The sequence below is a fragment of the Streptococcus sp. NSSLK0004 genome, from assembly GCF_059039125.1.
In genome coordinates this window covers 1,312,902-1,329,215 of record NZ_CM180142.1, presented here as the reverse complement: position 1 = coordinate 1,329,215, position 16,314 = coordinate 1,312,902, and the positions used below count along the sequence as shown (strand labels likewise).

Here is a 16,314-nt window from a genome sequence, read left to right as displayed (position 1 = left end):
TCGGGCTTAGCCTGAGTGTTTTGTTTGTTTGGATAATTGGTAATGGGGCAGGAGGAAGTTACTTACTAGGAATACTACCAAAGCTACTCCTGCAATAACCATCTCTACATTTGGTGAAAAGTTTAGAAAGGCTAAGGTAATAATAGCGAGCATGCTGATAAAGTAGATGCTGAAGTAACGTTTATTTGGCTGTATGGTGATATGGTCGCCACTCTGCACTTCAATGGTCGATTTTTTATCTCCTCTAACAGCAAACAGGGCTGTCTTACCTGTCAGCTTGATGGTTATCGTTTCCTTGTTTCCGACACTTCCAGCCGTTTGCTCGTTTACTAAAAGGTGAAGTTTTCCGGCTGCTCCAACGGCTCCTGTATCGCGTGTAATGGTAATGGACATAGCAGACCTCCTTTTCTTTATTGTATCATAAAACCAGATAGGAGGAAACGTTTTCTTTTTGAGGGCGAAAAGGATTCTTTCTTGAGATTTTTTAGGAAACATGGTAAAATATTGAACAAGAAAAGGAGAACTTATGAACTATACACAAACATTTTTAATGACCAATATGAACGCTTTTCCTGCGACACGGATTCCAATGATTCAACAGGAATTGGAAAATTTAGATGACCAAGGAATGAATGTACTTTTGATGGCAGATATCAAAAATCCGACAGTTGCTTTGTTGTTGTCTATTTTTGCAGGTTCTTTGGGTATTGATCGTTTCTATATTGGTAATAAGGAATTAGGAATCGCTAAATTAGCACTTATGATTTTTGGTTTTATTACTTCCTTTATCTTTATCGGTATTTTCTTCCTATTTGCTGCATTTATTTGGCAAGTAGTTGATATTTTCTTGATTATGGGAGCGTGTAAAGAAGCAAACTTTGAGCGTTTTACACAAGCAATTAATCAGGTAAATATGATGCAAAGAACTACTGATTCTACTCCAGCTACTACAGAGGTAACTCCAGCTACTAGTACAGTTGTATCTGAAGTGGTTGCTGAAGAAGCTGAAGTTGTAACAGAGGTAGAGACAGTCAGTGAAGAAACTATAGAGGCTTCAGAATCAATTCCTGAAGAAGTTGTTGAAGTGATTTCTGAATCTACTGAAGAAGCAGAGGAAGTTGTCGTGGAGGCAGTGGAAACTGAAGGAGAATCTACAGAAGAATCTATTTCTGAGGAAGTTACAGAAGTGGTCTCTGAATCAGCTGGAGAGTAATTCTAGTTCTCTTTCTGCTCTTGACAGAAATTTAAAAGTATCGTATACTGGTTCTTGTAATATTAAATTTGACAAAGGAGATTATGATGTCACAATTTACGGATTCTTACCTTGCAGCAAACGCTTCTAACCTTCCTGCTGAGTCACTTCCAATGATTCGTCAACGTTTGGATGAGTTGAATGAGGCGCAAACTTCTTATGTTTTGGCAGCGGATTTGAAAAATCCAACTACAGCGCTTATCTTTTCAATTCTATTGGGAAGCTTTGGTGCTGATCGTTTCTACATCGGTCAAGCTGGTTTGGGCGCTGCTAAATTAGGCCTTGTTACTCTCTACTGGTTAACAATTTGGATTGGTATTGGTCTATTATTCTCGCCAGTATTCATTTGGATTATGGTTGACTGGTTCTTGATTATGAATGCTACTAAAAAAGCAAACCTAGAAACATTAAATACAGCTATTGCGGCTGCAACTTTGGGACGTTAATAGTTGAATAATAAAAAGTAAAGTTGCACTTCGGTGTAACTTTATTTTTTTAAGAGGAGAATGAGTGAAAGAAAATAAATTTATTGTTCAGTTGACTGCCTTGATTTATGATTCTGATACAATGAAAAACAAACAAATCAATGTAGATGGTAGCCAATTTACCTGTTTGGATTTTATAGATGAAACTCGAAAATGGAATAATGGGTTGCAAGCGGCTGTCTACCAAGCTAATCATGACACTGAAACACTTTATCTAATTATTCGTGGTGCTGATGTTGGACTGGGAAGGCGTATTTTTCAATGGACGAAGGCAGATGAACGTTTTATTCCTAAGTCCAATGCTGAGAATGAGTGGTTAACTTCTTATCAAGACTGGTTTTACACCTCTTTATTGGGTGGCTTAGGCTTGGTTCCTTTGCACCAATTCGATAGTCTTTTACTGTTTTACCGTAAGATTCGAGAGGACTATCCAAATGCTACTATTCTTGTAGCCGGTCATTCTTTAGGTGGCTTGTTGGCTCAACGATTGTACATACTAGTTGGTGATATTCAGAAATGCATAACCTTCGCTGCTCTTTCTCCTTGGTGGACCTTTCCAACTGGTGCTCATAAGATACTAAAGAGTCAGGATTTTTTTAAAAACGATGAGCAACTGATTAATTACTACTCTGCACATGATCCGTTTCGGATTTTTCCATTCTTCCGAAGGAATATCGGTCAACAGAAAAATGTGTTGTTACAACCTTTTCAGTCTAGAACCAATGTTATTGCTACGTTTTTGGAGCGTATTTATTGGGCTCATGTTCCTAATTATTATATCTATGATAAAAAAGGAGACATTCGGCTATCAGATGAAACCTCTTCTTTGGAGCGTCTTTATAGTTGGTTAAATAGACCTTGTTCTCATCATGGTCGAATGAATACTGTTTTGATAATTTTTGCTCTATTTTTAGCGACTTTGTTAACACTACTATTTTTCTATGGAACATCTTATTTACAATCGATTATCCAGTTAGGCTCTCTTTCACACTCCCCTATAGTGCCAGTTCTGTTTTTCATACTTCCAATACTTTATTTTCTTCCTGTCTTCTATGTTAGTTCAAATTGGAAATATGTATTTTTAGCAATTAATCTGTTACTTGGCTGGATGGTGTTTCCGTGGGTAGGTCTACTACTATTGATGCCGATTGTTCGTACAATTGCAGATTTAAAATAACTTCTATTGTTGTAAAGGAATTGTAATTTGATAAGCTTATTCGTCATCAACTTGTAATCTCTTTAGAGGGCATTTCTGATATAATGGAACAATGTTTATACCTAAAGGAGGGCTAGATGGGATCTAAAAACTTGACCAAGTTGTTATTCATGATATATCTATCAGTGCTTACTTGGATTATTGTCTTCAAGATGGACCTATCTACCCTACTAATCGGACGGTATAGCTACCGAAGTTTGAATCTGATTCCTTTTGCAGGTACAGCTGTTTATAATGGTGTACTGGATTATCAGGAAATCGGGCTCAACGTGCTCTGTTTCATACCTTTTGGAATTTACATGGAAATGCTTCTTCGACGAGCTCCGTGGTTATTGAACCTCAGTATCATCTGCTTTGTTAGTTTGTTTTATGAAGTAATTCAATATGTCTTCATGATTGGAATGACTGATATCACCGATCTCTTGGCTAATGGTCTGGGAGGGGCGATTGGTATCAATATCATGTATGTTTTAACGAGTATTTGGCGAGAAAAGACTTACGGTCGAATGAATCTCATCGCTACAACTTCAACGATTTTGGTGTTAGTGATGGTTATTTTATATCTGTAACCTTGGCAAGAAAACGCTTTTTTGCTAGAATATAAATTGATGAACATAAAAGAAGAAATAATTGCTCTTTCTAAGGAATTGGGAATTTCCAAAATCGGTTTTACGACGGCAGATGATTTTTCATATTTAGAACAATCTTTAAGGGCTGGAGTAGAAGAAGGAAGGACAACAGGTTTTGAGCATAAGAATATTGAGGAGCGGATCAATCCTAAGCTAAGCTTGGCATCAGCTCGGACCATTATCTCAATAGCTGTTGCCTACCCTAGGCATCTTCCTCAGCAACCACAGAAGACTCAATATAAGCGAGGAAAGATTACGCCAAATTCGTGGGGGCTAGATTATCATTATATCTTGCAGGATAAGCTAGAACGCCTAGCTCGTGGGATTGAAAAATTAACAGACGGTTTGGAATACAAGGCTATGGTAGACACTGGGGCCTTGGTAGATACGGCTGTTGCTAGACGAGCAGGGATTGGCTTCATAGGAAAAAATGGGTTAGTTATTTCTAAGGAGTATGGCTCCTATATGTTTCTAGGGGAATTGATTACCAATTTAGAAATAGAGCCTGATAGTCCAGTTGACTATGATTGCGGAGATTGTAATCGTTGTGTAGCGGCTTGTCCGACAGCTTGTTTATTGGGAGATGGGACCATGAATGCCCGCCGGTGTTTGTCTTTTCAAACGCAAGATAAGGGAATGATGGACTTGGAATTTCGAAAGAAAATCAAGACAGTTATCTACGGCTGTGATATTTGTCAGATTTGTTGTCCTTATAACAAAGGTATTTCCAGCCCAGAGGTAGTAGCAATCGATCCTGATCTGGCACAACCGGAACTTATTCCATTTTTAGAATTATCTAATGGACAGTTCAAGGAAAAATTTGGAATGATTGCTGGTTCCTGGCGGGGGAAAAATATCCTTCAACGCAATGCCATCATCGCTTTGGCAAATAGCAATGACCGCTCTGCCATTCCCAAACTCCTAGAAATCATCGATAAGAAGCAAAATCCAGTCCACATGGCAACAGCTATTTGGGCACTGAGTCAGCTGGTTAAACAACCAAATGAGGAGATGATAGCTTTTATCGAGGGGATTGTAACAGACCATCCAGATGTTTTACACGAGCAAACCGAATTTATTAAAATGGCGAAAAGCCTGCAAATATGATACAATAATGAGAAAGTCTTTAGATAGGATAAGATAATATGGATACAGCAGAAATTCGACAGAAATTAGAAGAATTAAACACTAAACTAAATTCATTTAGGGGGTCTCTTTGACTTAGAGGGCTTAGAAGAAGAAATTGCTATCTTGGAAAACAAGATGACCGAGCCAGATTTCTGGAATGACAATTTGGCAGCTCAAAAGACCTCGCAGGAACTAAACGAACTGAAGGCAACTTATGGAAATTTTCATAAGATGATTGATACCTACGACGAGGCAGAAATCTTACTTGACTTTCTAGCAGAAGATGAGTCTGTTCGTGATGAGTTGGTCGAACAGTTGACCGAGCTGGACAAACTCATGACCAGCTATGAGATGACGCTTCTCCTATCAGAGCCTTATGACCACAACAATGCAATTTTGGAGATTCATCCAGGATCAGGCGGGACAGAGGCGCAGGATTGGGGTGAAATGCTCCTACGGATGTACCAACGTTTTGGTAATGCCAGAGGTTTTACAGTAGAAACACTGGATTACCAAGCTGGTGATGAGGCAGGGATTAAGTCTGTGACGCTTAGCTTTACAGGTCCAAATGCCTATGGTCTACTCAAGTCAGAAATGGGTGTGCATCGATTGGTGCGAATCTCTCCATTTGACTCAGCCAAGCGTCGCCACACATCCTTTACTTCAGTGGAAGTCATGCCAGAGTTGGATGACACCATTGAGATTGAGATTCGTGATGATGAAGTCAAGATGGACACCTTCCGAAGTGGTGGAGCAGGTGGACAGAACGTCAACAAGGTTTCTACAGGTGTGCGCTTGACCCATATTCCGACAGGGATTGTAACTCAATCAACAGTTGACCGTACTCAGTATGGTAACCGTGATCGCGCGATGAAACTGCTTCAAGCCAAATTGTACCAGTTGGAGCAGGAAAAAAAAGCAGCAGAGGTAGATTCACTTAAGGGCGACAAGAAGGAGATTACTTGGGGTAGCCAAATTCGCTCCTATGTCTTTACACCCTATACCATGGTGAAGGATCACCGAACCGGTCATGAAGTTGCCCAAGTGGACAAGGTCATGGATGGCGATTTGGATGGCTTTATCGATGCTTACCTCAAGTGGCGCATTAGCTAGACTTACTGAAAATTTAAAGAAAGGACTGTCGTCAGACAGAAGACCTTATGGGAATTATTGAAATGAAAGACGTTTCCAAAAAATATGGAAACGGAACAACTGCACTTCGTGGTGTGTCCATCAATGTGGAACCAGGCGAATTTGCCTATATCGTAGGACCTTCTGGTGCCGGGAAATCAACTTTTATCAAGCTCTTGTATCGTGAGGAAAAACTAGATAAGGGAAGTTTAAAAGTTGGGAAATTTGACCTGGCTCGTATCAAGAAAAAAGATGTACCAATGCTACGTCGTAGCGTAGGAGTTGTTTTCCAGGACTACAAACTTCTACCGAAGAAGACTGTTTTTGAGAACATTGCTTATGCTATGGAAGTTATCGGTGAAAAACCACGCAATATAAAAAAACGTGTGATGGAAGTCTTGGACTTGGTTGGCTTGAAACATAAGATTCGTTCTTTCCCAAATGAGCTTTCTGGTGGTGAGCAACAACGGATTGCGATTGCGCGTGCGATTGTGAACAATCCTAAAGTTTTGATTGCGGATGAACCAACTGGAAACTTAGACCCGGAAAACTCATGGGAAATTATGAATCTTTTGGAGCGCATCAACCTTCAAGGTACAACAATTCTAATGGCAACCCATAATAGCCAGATTGTAAATACCCTTCGCCACCGCGTAATCGCAATTGAAGACGGTCGAGTGGTACGCGATGAAGTAGAAGGAGAATACGGATACGATGATTAGACGATTTTTTAGACACTTTATAGAGTCACTGAAGAGTTTGAAACGAAATGGTTGGATGACCCTTGCAGCGATTTCTTCAGTAACTATTACTCTTACTCTTGTAGGAATTTTTGCTTCTGTTATTTTGAATACAACGAAGTTGGCATCTGATTTAAAAGAAAATGTTCGGATTACGGTTTATTTACGTGCTAATTCGACAGATCATTTAGCTACTATCGTAAATGATCAGGGGGAGACAGTGGATAATCCAGACTACCAAAAGGTGTATAACCAAATTATGGCAGTTGATAATGTATCCACCGTAACTTTCTCAAGTAAAGATGAACAGTTGACCAAGTTAACAGAAACGATGGGTGATACTTGGAACCTTTTCAAAGGTGATGCCAATCCACTTTACGATGCCTATATTATCGATACGACAAGTCCAGAATATGTGAAAACTGTTGGAGAAGCGGTTAAAAAGATCGATGGTGTTACAGAGGTTCGAGATGGTGAAGTACAGACAGAGCGTTTGTTCCAAATTTCAGATCTGATTCAAACATGGGGATTAGCCGCAACTGGCTTACTTCTTTTCACAGCTGTTTTCTTGATTTCGAATACGATCCGTATTACGATTATCTCTCGTAGTCGAGAAATTCAGATTATGCGTCTAGTTGGAGCTAAGAACAGTTATATTCGTGGTCCATTCCTCTTGGAGGGAGCTTGGGTTGGTTTACTAGGAGCTATTGCACCGGCAACTCTCATTTATTTCATCTACCAGATGATTTATGCTTCTTTCAATAAAGGATTAGCGACACAAAATCTATCCTTGATTGACATCAAATTATTTGTACCACTGATGGTTGGTAGTTTATTCCTTATTGGAATCGTTATTGGTTCTCTTGGATCAGTTATTTCCATGCGTCGTTTCTTGAAGATATAAGAAGCGTCCAAAAGAATTTTTAGATTGAAGAAAAAGTCCATTTTGGATAATTTCCTTCAATCTTTTTTATTTGAAATTTAAAAAAGTTATTGTATCTACTAATTTTATAGTTTACTACCTCATGTAAGATTTATCCAAATCATTAGTTTGTATACCTACGTTCGGAAGCTCGAAAGAGTTTTTTGTTTTATTGTTAGAAAATATTTATTCATAGAATGACTATTATATGAAAAAATATCAATTTAAACATCAAAATATTTAATAAGTATTCTTTTGTTTCTAGGAAAATGTGAAAAAATTATCATTTGATTTGTATGATTCTTCCTAAATGTCTAGGTTGTAGATGATATAATCGTATTGTAAAGAGAACTGTAAAAAAATCACAAAAAAATAAAGGAGGTATTGAGATGTCACAACATCCAATTCATGTTTTTTCAGAAATTGGCAAGCTGAAAAAAGTTATGTTACACCGTCCAGGAAAGGAAATTGAAAACCTGATGCCTGACTACCTAGATCGGTTGCTTTTTGATGATATCCCTTTTTTGGAAGAAGCACAGCGTGAGCACGATGCCTTTGCTCAGGCTCTGCGTGACGAAGGGGTGGAAGTCCTTTACTTGGAAACTTTGGCTGCGGAATCACTTATTAATCAAGAAGTACGTGAGCAATTCATTGATGAATACTTGAATGAGGCAAATATTCGTGGGCGTGCTACCAAGAAAGCAATTCGTAAGCTCTTGTTGGCCATTGATGATGATCAAGCATTGATTGAAAAGACAATGGCAGGGGTACAAAAATCAGAATTACCAGCTCTTCCTACCGAAGAAATTGGATTGACAGATCTAGTTGAGTCTAGTTATCCATTTGCAATTGATCCAATGCCTAATCTTTATTTTACTCGGGATCCATTTGCGACGATTGGAAATGCGGTTTCGCTCAACCGTATGTATGCTGAAACTCGTAACCGAGAGACTTTGTATGGTAAGTATATCTTCACTTATCATCCAGACTATGCAGGTAAGGTACCATTGGTCTATAACCGTGATGAGTCTACTCGTATCGAAGGTGGTGATGAGCTAATTCTTTCTAAGGACTTATTGGCAGTAGGAATTTCGCAACGGACAGATGCGGCATCTATTGAAAAACTCTTGGTGAATATCTTTGAACGAGGAGTAGGTTTCAAGAAAGTTTTGGCTTTTGAATTCGCAAATAGTCGTAAATTCATGCACTTAGATACAGTATTCACCATGGTGGACTATGATAAGTTTACTATTCACCCGGAAATTGAGGGAACCTTACGAGTATTCTCTGTGACTTATGAAAATGAAACCTTGCATATTGAAGAAGAGTATGGGGAATTAGCGGAAGTCTTAGCAAGTAATCTAGGCCTTGAAAAGGTTGAGCTAATTCGTTGTGGCGGTGATAACCTTGTTGCGGCAGGTCGGGAGCAATGGAATGATGGCTCTAATACCTTGACTATTGCACCCGGTGTCGTTGTTGTTTACAAGCGCAATACTATTACAAATGCGATTCTTGAATCCAAAGGTCTTCGTTTGATAAAAATTAGTGGAAGCGAGCTAGTTCGTGGCCGTGGTGGACCGCGTTGCATGTCTATGCCGTTCGAACGGGAAGATTTGTGATGGATAGACAAGTTGTTAGTATAAAAAGATAAATAGAAGGATAAAGAGATGATAAACGTATTCAAAGGTAGACATTTTCTAGCAGAAAAAGACTTTACACGAGCAGAATTAGAATATTTGATCGATTTTGCTGCCCATTTGAAAGATTTGAAGAAACGCAATATTTCACATCGCTATTTGGAAGGAAAAAATATTGCCCTCTTATTTGAGAAAACATCGACTCGAACACGGGCAGCTTTCACAGTAGCTACAATTGATTTGGGTGCCCATCCTGAATATCTTGGTGCCAACGATATCCAACTAGGTAAGAAAGAATCTACAGAAGACACTGCCAGAGTCTTAGGACGTATGTTTGACGGTATCGAGTTCCGTGGTTTCAGTCAAGCCATGGTAGAAGAGTTAGCAGAGTTTTCAGGTGTTCCTGTTTGGAATGGTCTGACAGATGCTTGGCATCCAACTCAAATGTTGGCTGATTACCTGACAGTCAAAGAAAATTTCGGTAAATTAGAGGGACTGACCCTAGTTTATTGTGGGGACGGTCGTAACAATGTGGCCAATAGTCTTTTGGTAACAGGTGCAATTTTGGGTGTCAACGTGCATGTCTTCTCACCAACAGAACTCTTCCCTGATCCAGAAGTTGTTGCTCTAGCAGAAGGTTTTGCAAAAGAAAGCGGAGCGCGTGTCTTGATTACGGACAATGCAGACGAAGCAGTTAAGGGAGCAGATGTACTCTACACAGATGTTTGGGTTTCTATGGGTGAAGAAGCTAAGTTTGAAGAACGTGTCAACTTACTCAAACCATATCAAGTGAATATGGACCTGGTGAAAAAAGCAGACAATGAAGATTTGATTTTCTTACATTGTTTACCAGCGTTCCATGATACAAATACCATTTACGGAAAAGATGTTGCTGAGAAATTTGGTGTAGAAGAAATGGAAGTAACAGATGAGGTCTTCCGTAGCAAGTATGCTCGTCATTTTGATCAGGCAGAGAACCGTATGCACACTATTAAAGCAGTGATGGCGGTGACTTTGGGCGATCTATTCATTCCAAAAGTATAGTCATTTAGTTTATCTTTTATTACTGCCTTAACTTCGCTTCGCCGTACATTAGTACAGCAGTTTTTGATACGGATTTTCTTCGCTTCATTTCCAACCTCTAAGACAGTTAGAGTTAGTAGTAAAAGTAAATTAAAAGACTATATAAGATAGCGGACTATGGGAAGGGGGCACCCTGTTTCCCTTCCTCTTGATAGGAGAAATTATGGCAAATCGTAAAGTAGTTGTAGCCTTGGGCGGTAATGCGATTCTATCTTCAGACCCATCAGCCCAAGCACAGAAAAAAGCTTTGGTCAACACGGCCAAGCATTTGGTAAAATTGATTAAAAATGGTGATGATCTCATTATTACACATGGAAACGGCCCTCAGGTTGGTAATCTCTTACTTCAGAATCTAGCAGCTAATTCGGAAAAAAATCCAGCTCTTCCACTGGATAGTCTTGTAGCTATGACGGAAGGTTCTATTGGATTTTGGTTACAAAGTGCCTTAGAAAATGAATTAGTAAAAGAAGGGATTGAAAAAGATGTAGTATCTGTTGTGACTCAAGTGATTGTTGATAAGAACGATCCGGCTTTTGATAACCCCACAAAACCGATCGGTCCTTTCTACACCGAAGCAGAGGCGAGGATCGAAATCGAAAAAACAGGAGCGACCTTCAAAGAAGATGCTGGACGAGGATGGCGGAAAGTTGTTGCTTCACCAAAACCGATTGGTATCAAGGAAATCGGCACGATTCGCACCTTGCTACAGGCTGGGGAAGTCGTTGTGGCAGCTGGTGGAGGAGGGATCCCAGTTGTGCAAGAAAGTGATGGTACTTTAACGGGTGTAGAAGCTGTTATTGACAAGGATTTCGCTTCTCAATGTTTAGCAAAAATGGTTGATGCAGATATTTTCATTATCCTGACAGGAGTCGACTATGTCTATGTCAACTTTAATAAACCGAATCAAGAAAAAGTCGAACATGTGACAGTTGAGCAATTGGAAGAGTATATCAGACAAGAACAATTTGCTCCAGGCTCTATGTTACCGAAAGTAGAAGCTGCTATCTCCTTTGTAAATAATAAACCAGGAGCTAAAGCAGTGATTACCTCCCTTGAAAACCTAGGAGAGCTACTTTCCTCTGAAAGAGGTACGATTATCAGTAAATATTGAATTTTATAGTATTTAATTGAATAAGTATCGTAAGAAAAAACAATAGTAAAAAATTTTTGAAGGAATTATCGTCCTTCCTTCATTCAAGAAACACCTCTCTTTGAGAATTATTGTTGTCTAATAGTTAAATTGATTTTCAAAGAGTAGGAAAGGAATACTTGTTGGGCAGGTTTTTCTAAAAAATAAAATATAAGGGGTTATAAATTATAAGGACATAAATCAATCGAAAAAATTTTAGGAGGTTTTGCTATGAGCAAAAAAGACAAAACCGGGTTTAAGATGCCATCATCTTATACCATATTGATGCTTATTATTGCCTTTATGGCTGTGATGACATGGGTTATTCCTGCGGGGCAGTACCAGGTGGACGATGCTGGTAACTTTATCACAGGAACTTATGAAACAGTTAATCAAAATCCTCAGGGGATTTGGGATGTGTTTATGGCACCTGTACGAGCTATGTTAGGACATGGAGCGACGTCAGCTGCTATTGATGTTGCCTTCTTTATTCTGATGGTTGGTGCCTTTCTTGGTGTTGTCAATGAAACAGGTGCTCTAGATGTAGGGATCGCTTCTATTGTGAAACGCTTTGAAGGGCATGAAAAGTGGCTCATTTATATCCTTATGTTCCTCTTTGCCTTGGGTGGATCCACCTATGGTATGGGCGAAGAAACAATGGCTTTCTTCCCGCTCCTCATACCAGTGATGATGGCGGTAGGATATGACAGTATTACTGGAGTAGCTATTATTCTTCTTGGTTCACAGATAGGTTGTTTGGCTTCCACTGTCAATCCGTTTGCAACAGGTGTAGCTTCTGCGGCAGCAGGTGTTAGTATTGCAGATGGTATGATCTGGCGTTTGGTTTTCTTTGTCGTAATTCTTGGTTTAGGTATGTTCTTTGTAGCAAACTATGCCGACAAGGTTAAAAAAGATCCGACCAAATCACTAGTTTATAAACAACGTGAAGCAGACATGGAACATTTCAAAGTACATGCAGATCGTGAAATCAACGCGACCTTATCTCTAGCTCAAAAACGTGTATTAGTCTTGTTTTTCTTGACATTCGTTTTTATGGTATTGAGTTTTATCCCGTGGGAAGATTTGGGGATTACACTATTTACTGAGATAAAAGAATGGTTGATTTCTATTCCTGTTCTTGGTCAAATCGTTGGGATAACGACCTACCCATTTGGTTGGTGGTATTTCCCAGAAGGTGCTATGCTCTTTGCGGTTGCGGGAGTGGCCATTGGTATTGTCTATGGTATGGGAGAACAACGTTTGGTCAAATCCTTCATGGCTGGAGCAGCAGATTTGCTTAGTGTAGCTCTTATTTGTGCAGTGGCGCGTGGTATCCAAGTAGTTATGAATGATGGTATGATCACTGCAACTATTTTACATTGGGGTGAAGTGGGACTGAAAGGACTCTCCCCACAAATTTTTATTACTTTAACCTATATCTTCTATCTGCCAATGTCCTTCCTTATTCCATCGTCATCAGGTTTAGCAGGTGCCTCCATGGGGATTATGGCGCCACTGGGTGAATTTGTCAATGTACCAGCTAGCTTAATTATCACTGCTTTCCAAGCAGCGTCAGGTGTACTGAATTTAGTATCTCCAACTTCAGGAATTGTCATGGGGGCTCTGGCACTTGGTCGTATTGAAATCGGAACATGGTACAAGTTTGTTGGAAAACTGATTGCGGGCATTATAGTAGCAAGTATAATCATTCTTGTCGTTGCTACTTTCTTTTAGAAAATCCAAATCCGAGCTACTGTAGCTCGGATATTGGTTTTTCCTCTTTGATTTCAGAAAAGGAAATATTATGGCACAAACCTTTATAAAGGAAGAGCACAAACAGGCCTGTCTGGCAGCGATTCAAGATTTGGTTTCCTATCCCTCTGTTTTACAGGAGCAAGGTGGACAGACTCCTTTTGGGCAGTCCATTCAAGAAGTTTTAGAACAGACACTTGCCTTGACGGAGAGCTTGGGTTTCAGGACCTACTTAGACAGGGCAGGTTATTATGGCTATGCAGAGATTGGTCAAGGTGATGAATTGTTAGCGATTCTTTGTCATCTAGATGTGGTTCCTGCAGGAGACCTAGGAAAATGGCAGAACCCACCGTTTGAGGCAGTTATCAAAGACGGTAAACTCTATGGTCGAGGCGTTCAAGATGATAAGGGACCTTCTATGGCAGCCCTCTTTGCTGTAAAAGCCCTCATGGATGCAGGTGTGACCTTCACAAAACGAATTCGGTTTATTTTCGGAACAGACGAAGAAAACCTCTGGCGCTGCATGAATCGCTATAACCAGCTAGAAGAAACAGCTACAATGGGCTTTGCACCAGATTCCTCCTTCCCATTGACCTATGCAGAAAAAGGTCTCTTACAGGCTAAGCTACATGGACCTGGGGACCCTGCCTTACACTTGGAAGTCGGTACAGCCTACAATGTTGTTCCCGCTAAAGCTAGTTATTCAGGACATTTGGTTGCAGGGGTCATAGCAGAGCTGGAAAAACAAGGTTTTGTCTACGAAAGCAGTGATGATCTGGTTACTGTTTTAGGACTATCGCGACACTCCAAAGATGCGGCAGAAGGTATCAATGCCCTTGTTCGCTTGGCAACAGCCCTCGAGGCTTTGACAGACCATCCAACCCTAGCTTTTATAGCAAAAACAATTGGCCAAGATACTACAGGAAGGAAGTTATTTGGGGATGTTTCAGATCAACCATCTGGTTCCCTCAGTTTTAATATTGCAGGCTTGACGCTTAACCATCACAAGTCTGAAATCCGTCTGGATATCCGCATACCAGTCTTGGCAGACAAGGAAGGACTGGTGGCCCGTCTGACACAAGTAGCAGAATCCCTTGGCTTGACCTATGAAGAGTATGACTATCTAGCACCGCTCTATGTCCCATTAGACAGTGAGTTGGTCTCTACTCTTATGGCTGTCTATCAGGAAAAGACGGGAGACCTGACCAGTCAACCGATTTCATCAGGTGGGGCAACCTTTGCGCGCACTATGCCAAATTGTGTCGCTTTCGGAGCTTGTTTCCCAAACACGCCCCAGACTGAACACCAAGAAAACGAATGTATGCCTCTAGATGATCTTTATAAAACTATGGACATATATGCTGAAGCAGTCTATCGCTTGGCAGGTCAATAAAATATGAAAACTTCCCTAATCTACTAAACTAGGGAAGTTTTTGGTTGCTAAAGAAAAATGGAGGAGCATATTCTTTGAGTTTGTCAAAACAGGCTTGGGCGGCAACCTGATTCTCGCAGATGATAAGGCAGACATCATCACCGCAGAGAGTTGCAATGATTTCAGGAATTTCCATAGCGTCGAGGATTGAGCCGAAAGAGCTAGCAAGTCCGGGCATAGTTTTTAATAGAACTTGATGCTGAACGGGACGCATGGTGATGAGGGCATCTTCCATATAGAGTCTGAGGCGCTTTTCCCAACGAGAAGGTGCGATAGGATTGATGACATAATGTGAACATTCATTGTCATTGACCTTGACGAGATTGAGAAGCTTGATATCACGCGATAGAGTTGATTGCGCGACGAAAATTCCATTTTTTTCAAGCAGATTTTGCAATTCCTGCTGGGTGTGAATCTTCTTTTCCAAAATTAAGGAGAGTATCAATTGATGACGACTTTCAATCTTATTCATGACAAGTTCCTCATATCGCAGTCTATTTGATAAACATGGCATCTCCAAAGCTGAAGAAACGATAGCGCTCCTCTACAGCGTGTTGGTAGGCTGATAAAGTCAATTCCCGCCCAGCAAAGGCAGAAACCAACATAACCAAGGTTGATTTTGGAAGGTGAAAATTGGTTGAAAAAGCATCAACAATACGGAAGCTATAGCCGGGTTTGATAAAGATATTGGTCCAACCAGAATCTTCCTCTAGACGACCATCGAACTTATTCCCAATAGTTTCCAAGGTGCGAATAGATGTTGTTCCAACTGCAACGATGCGACCACCTTTTCCTTTGACATCATTTAAAGTCTGGGCAGCCTCAGCAGATAGACTGTAAAATTCTGAGTGCATTTCATGTTCTTCGACATTATCGACTGACACAGGACGGAAAGTACCCAATCCAACGTGCAGAGTCAAATAGACCAATTTGACGCCTTTGGCCTCAATTTTTTTCAGTAGTTCTTGGGTGAAATGCAAACCAGCTGTTGGTGCGGCAGCAGATCCGTTCTCCTTAGCATAGACGGTCTGGTAGCGTTCGCGATCTTCTAGTTTCTCGTGGATATAAGGCGGTAGGGGCATTTCGCCTAAACTCTCAAGGACTTCTAAGAAAATACCTTCGTAAGAAAATTCGACAATCCGTCCACCGTGTTCCAGTTCTTCTACGATAGTAGCCATTAGTCTACCGTCTCCGAAGGCGACTTTGGCGCCGACTTTCAGACGCTTAGCTGGTTTAGCAAGAACCTCCCATTGGTCACCTTGGGTATTTTTCAAAAGAAGCAATTCGACGTGTCCCTGCGTATCGGGCTTGTGGCCGTACAGTCGGGCTGGTAGTACGCGGGTATTATTCATGACTAAGGCATCACCGGGTTCCAACTCATCGATGATGTGATCGAAGTGACTATCCATCATATTACCTGTGGTTTTATCCACAATTAAAAGCCGCGAGCTATCCCGTTGTTCTAAAGGGACTTGAGCAATCAACTCTTCCGGTAAGTAAAAATCAAAATCTGCAGTATTCATAATTTCTCCTTAAGCAGTTACGATGATGACGATAAAGTAGATGAGTAGGAGAAATGGCAGAGCGATAAGCAAACCACCTACTGCAAAGAGGATGCGCCGGAGAACCTTTTGTTCTTTTAAGAAGTAAGCAATCAGACAGAGCACGAGCCCTGTGAAAAATAATAAAAATAATTGTTGTAACATACTTCCATTATAGCATATTTGCGAGAATTTAGGGTTGACAACAATCGGTCTATACCATATAATAGAATCATA

At 40.4% G+C, this 16,314-nt stretch carries 17 protein-coding genes; 13 read left to right on the top strand and 4 right to left on the bottom strand.

What is annotated here, in order from left to right:
• Positions 1 to 6: 6 nt before the first annotated feature.
• A complete protein-coding gene (locus AC4CS8_RS06770) occupies positions 7 to 393 on the bottom strand; it encodes a hypothetical protein (RefSeq protein WP_493892510.1) in 387 nt (128 codons plus the stop codon).
• A 133-nt stretch (positions 394 to 526) separates the two neighbouring features.
• Between AC4CS8_RS06770 and AC4CS8_RS06765 the strand changes: the two genes are divergently transcribed.
• From AC4CS8_RS06765 to AC4CS8_RS06705, 13 genes are all read left to right on the top strand, one after another.
• On the top strand, positions 527 to 1,213 hold the full coding sequence (locus AC4CS8_RS06765) for a TM2 domain-containing protein (protein WP_493892509.1): 687 nt from the start codon (positions 527 to 529) through the stop codon (positions 1,211 to 1,213).
• An 86-nt stretch (positions 1,214 to 1,299) separates the two neighbouring features.
• On the top strand, positions 1,300 to 1,698 hold the full coding sequence (locus AC4CS8_RS06760; RefSeq protein WP_493892508.1) for a TM2 domain-containing protein: 399 nt from the start codon (positions 1,300 to 1,302) through the stop codon (positions 1,696 to 1,698).
• A 64-nt stretch (positions 1,699 to 1,762) separates the two neighbouring features.
• Positions 1,763 to 2,914, top strand: a complete 1,152-nt coding sequence (locus AC4CS8_RS06755; protein ID WP_493892507.1) for an alpha/beta hydrolase family protein — start codon at positions 1,763 to 1,765, stop codon at positions 2,912 to 2,914.
• Positions 2,915 to 3,030: 116 nt separating this feature from the next.
• A complete protein-coding gene (locus AC4CS8_RS06750; protein ID WP_493892506.1) occupies positions 3,031 to 3,522 on the top strand; it encodes a VanZ family protein in 492 nt (163 codons plus the stop codon).
• A 39-nt stretch (positions 3,523 to 3,561) separates the two neighbouring features.
• A complete protein-coding gene (gene queG, locus AC4CS8_RS06745) occupies positions 3,562 to 4,689 on the top strand; it encodes a tRNA epoxyqueuosine(34) reductase QueG (RefSeq protein WP_493892505.1) in 1,128 nt (375 codons plus the stop codon).
• Between the two features lie 38 nt (positions 4,690 to 4,727).
• Positions 4,728 to 5,823 (top strand): peptide chain release factor 2 gene (prfB, locus tag AC4CS8_RS06740; RefSeq protein WP_493892504.1). Its coding sequence is split into 2 segments (ribosomal slippage): positions 4,728 to 4,799 and positions 4,801 to 5,823, totalling 1,095 coding nucleotides; the frame shifts between segments, so codons are not numbered across the junction.
• 47 nt (positions 5,824 to 5,870) lie between these two features.
• On the top strand, positions 5,871 to 6,563 hold the full coding sequence (gene ftsE / locus AC4CS8_RS06735; RefSeq protein ID WP_493892503.1) for a cell division ATP-binding protein FtsE: 693 nt from the start codon (positions 5,871 to 5,873) through the stop codon (positions 6,561 to 6,563).
• Positions 6,556 to 7,485 carry a permease-like cell division protein FtsX gene (gene ftsX, locus AC4CS8_RS06730; protein WP_493892502.1) on the top strand — a complete coding sequence of 310 codons (930 nt, stop codon included), beginning with the start codon at positions 6,556 to 6,558 and terminating at the stop codon, positions 7,483 to 7,485. Before ftsE ends, ftsX begins: the two co-directional genes overlap by 8 nt.
• A gap of 407 nt (positions 7,486 to 7,892) precedes the next feature.
• Positions 7,893 to 9,122 (top strand): arginine deiminase, encoded by a 1,230-nt coding sequence (arcA, locus tag AC4CS8_RS06725; RefSeq protein WP_493892501.1) that lies wholly within the window; start codon positions 7,893 to 7,895, stop codon positions 9,120 to 9,122.
• A gap of 48 nt (positions 9,123 to 9,170) precedes the next feature.
• The gene (gene argF, locus AC4CS8_RS06720) at positions 9,171 to 10,184 is read left to right on the top strand and encodes an ornithine carbamoyltransferase (RefSeq protein WP_493892500.1); all 1,014 of its coding nucleotides are present in this window, start codon (positions 9,171 to 9,173) and stop codon (positions 10,182 to 10,184) included.
• 202 nt (positions 10,185 to 10,386) lie between these two features.
• Positions 10,387 to 11,334 (top strand): carbamate kinase, encoded by a 948-nt coding sequence (gene arcC / locus AC4CS8_RS06715; protein ID WP_493892499.1) that lies wholly within the window; start codon positions 10,387 to 10,389, stop codon positions 11,332 to 11,334.
• Between the two features lie 249 nt (positions 11,335 to 11,583).
• Positions 11,584 to 13,086: a YfcC family protein gene (locus AC4CS8_RS06710; RefSeq protein WP_493892498.1), complete on the top strand. Its 1,503-nt coding sequence runs from the start codon at positions 11,584 to 11,586 to the stop codon at positions 13,084 to 13,086.
• 70 nt (positions 13,087 to 13,156) lie between these two features.
• On the top strand, positions 13,157 to 14,497 hold the full coding sequence (locus AC4CS8_RS06705; protein ID WP_493892497.1) for a dipeptidase: 1,341 nt from the start codon (positions 13,157 to 13,159) through the stop codon (positions 14,495 to 14,497).
• A gap of 28 nt (positions 14,498 to 14,525) precedes the next feature.
• Here AC4CS8_RS06705 and AC4CS8_RS06700 read toward each other — a convergent pair whose 3' ends face one another.
• From AC4CS8_RS06700 to AC4CS8_RS06690, 3 genes are read right to left on the bottom strand one after another with little or no spacing between them, the layout of a single operon-like run.
• The gene (locus AC4CS8_RS06700) at positions 14,526 to 15,008 is read right to left on the bottom strand and encodes an arginine repressor (RefSeq protein ID WP_493892496.1); all 483 of its coding nucleotides are present in this window, start codon (positions 15,006 to 15,008) and stop codon (positions 14,526 to 14,528) included.
• 22 nt (positions 15,009 to 15,030) lie between these two features.
• Positions 15,031 to 16,059 (bottom strand): tRNA preQ1(34) S-adenosylmethionine ribosyltransferase-isomerase QueA, encoded by a 1,029-nt coding sequence (queA, locus tag AC4CS8_RS06695; RefSeq protein ID WP_493892495.1) that lies wholly within the window; start codon positions 16,057 to 16,059, stop codon positions 15,031 to 15,033.
• A 9-nt stretch (positions 16,060 to 16,068) separates the two neighbouring features.
• A complete protein-coding gene (locus AC4CS8_RS06690) occupies positions 16,069 to 16,242 on the bottom strand; it encodes a hypothetical protein (RefSeq protein ID WP_493892494.1) in 174 nt (57 codons plus the stop codon).
• Between the last annotated feature and the right edge of the window lie 72 nt (positions 16,243 to 16,314).